The sequence below is a fragment of the Chlorogloea sp. CCALA 695 genome (genome assembly GCF_003003885.1).
Taxonomy (GTDB): Bacteria; Cyanobacteriota; Cyanobacteriia; order Cyanobacteriales; family Chroococcidiopsidaceae; genus Aliterella.
In genome coordinates this window covers 1-2,144 of record NZ_PVWN01000163.1, presented here as the reverse complement: position 1 = coordinate 2,144, position 2,144 = coordinate 1, and the positions used below count along the sequence as shown (strand labels likewise).

General features: G+C 44.5%; 1 pseudogene. It reads left to right on the top strand.

Features of this window, described 5'->3' with window-relative positions:
• Positions 1–113: 113 nt before the first annotated feature.
• Positions 114–1,968, top strand: a pseudogene (locus C7B70_RS29015) (group II intron reverse transcriptase/maturase).
• Positions 1,969–2,144 lie beyond the last annotated feature (176 nt).

The window sequence follows — 2,144 nt, the reverse complement described above, 5'->3', positions numbered from 1 at the left end:
TAACAGATGAGAGAGATTGGGTCAGAAGCTAACGCCTTGCTGTAATGGTAAGGATACGCAGACGGACTCACGGTAATACGAAAGGGATAGCTACCAGTAGCAATGAATATGTTATGAACACGGCAACAATACCGATGTATGAATGGAGCGATGTGAACTGGCGAAAGCTAGAGCGTAGCGTCTTTAAGTTGCACTCATCGGATATTCCAAGCGTCTAATCGTGGTGATGTTAAGTTAGTTCGCAGGCTTCAGAAATTGCTGATAAGCTCAAGGGCTGCAAGAGCATTAGCGGTCAGAAGGGTTACTCAGGACAATCGGGGCAAGAAGACGGCAGGTGTGGATGGCGTAAAATCGCTGACCCCAAACCAACGTCTCATCTTGATAGATAAACTTACACTGAGCAATAAGGTAAAACCGACGCGCCGCGTTTGGATACCCAAACCAGGTACGGAGGAAAAAAGACCTTTAGGAATACCAACAATGTATGACCGAGCCAAGAAGAGCGCTAATCAAACTGGGATTAGAACCAGAATGGGAAGCGCGGTTTGACCCCAATTCCTATGGGTTCCGCCCTGGTCGCTCATGTCACGATGCGATTGGAGCAATATACAGTGCGGTAAATAAAAAACCCAAGTATGTGTTGGATGCCGACATCAGTAAATGCTTCGACCGCATTAATCACGAGGTACTTCTCCAAAAACTAAATACCTATCCGACCCTACGGAGACAAATCCGAGCTTGGTTAAAAGCTGGTGTAATGGATGGGACAGAACTATTCCCGACGAAGGAAGGCACACCGCAAGGAGGGGTTTTATCACCGCTACTTGCAAATGTTGCTCTACATGGGACTACCGGAATTGATTATGGGATTAGCCCCAAAATTCGAGATGAGAGATCATCGCGGTCATACTTTTGGACTAAGAGATAAACTCAAATCGGTTTCACTGATTAGATACGCAGATGTAAAGTCTGATGGGGGAAGCTTCCCCCATCGAGCTTTACGATTTTGTCGTTGTTCATGAGAATTACGAAGTCATAAAACTGTGCAAATCGGAGATAGAGAAGTGGTTAAGTGGCATTGGGTTAGAATTAAAACCAAGTAAAACGAGACTTACTCACACCCTGACTAAATTAGAAAGCGAAGAACCTGGATTTAATTTTTTAGGATTTAACGTTAGACAATTTCCACTAGGAAAGTATCACTCAGGAAGTAAGACTAGAGGTGGATTACTAGGTTTTAAGACTATTATCACCCCCAATAAAGAAAGTCAAAGAAGGCACTATAGAAAAGTGTCGGAAGTAATAAACAAGTCGCGCGGGTTAGACCAAGCGACTCTAATTAAAATACTCAATCCCATTATTAGGGGTTGGTGCAATTACTTCTCCACCGTCGTCAGCCAGAAAGTATTTGATAGGTTACGGCATTTGGTGTTTTGGAAGCTTCTTAAATGGGGTTGTCACCGTCATAGAAATAAAGGTAAAAAGTGGATACGTCTGAAATACTTTAAAACCGTAGAAGGCAACAACTGGGCGTTCGCAACCAGGGAGGGCAGCAACCCTCTAATGTTTATGCAACATAGCTCCACTCCAATAAAGCGCTATGTAAAAGTTAAGGGCGTAGCATCTCCTTATGATGGTGATTGGGTTTACTGGAGTACAAGAATGGGCGAACACCCCAAAGTGTCAACAAGAGTAGCCACGTTGCTTAAGAGACAAAAAGGGAAATGCGTTCATTGCGGCAACTATTTTAAAGATGGAGAATGGACAGAAGTTGACCATATCGTTCCTACATCTATGGGTGGAAAGAACGCCTACAATAATTGGCAACTACTTCATCGACACTGCCACGACAAAAAGACTGCCACCGATGGAAGTCTCGGTACAAAATCTAGCTGTAATAGTGCTAAACCTAAGCCACCAGTTGAACCCGATAACGGGGATAATGATACGTTGGTAATGACGTTCTGATGACAGCAGCCGTTTTATTGAGGAGCGGAATGAAGCTAAAGTTTCACGTTCCGTTTTGTAGAGCAGTGGAGGGGGCGACCCCTTCACTGACTTTAATGTTGGCAGGTCACGTCAGTCCTGTAACTACCGCACGGTATGACAGGCGGGGAGAAGCGGCTAAACGTAAGGCGGCGAAT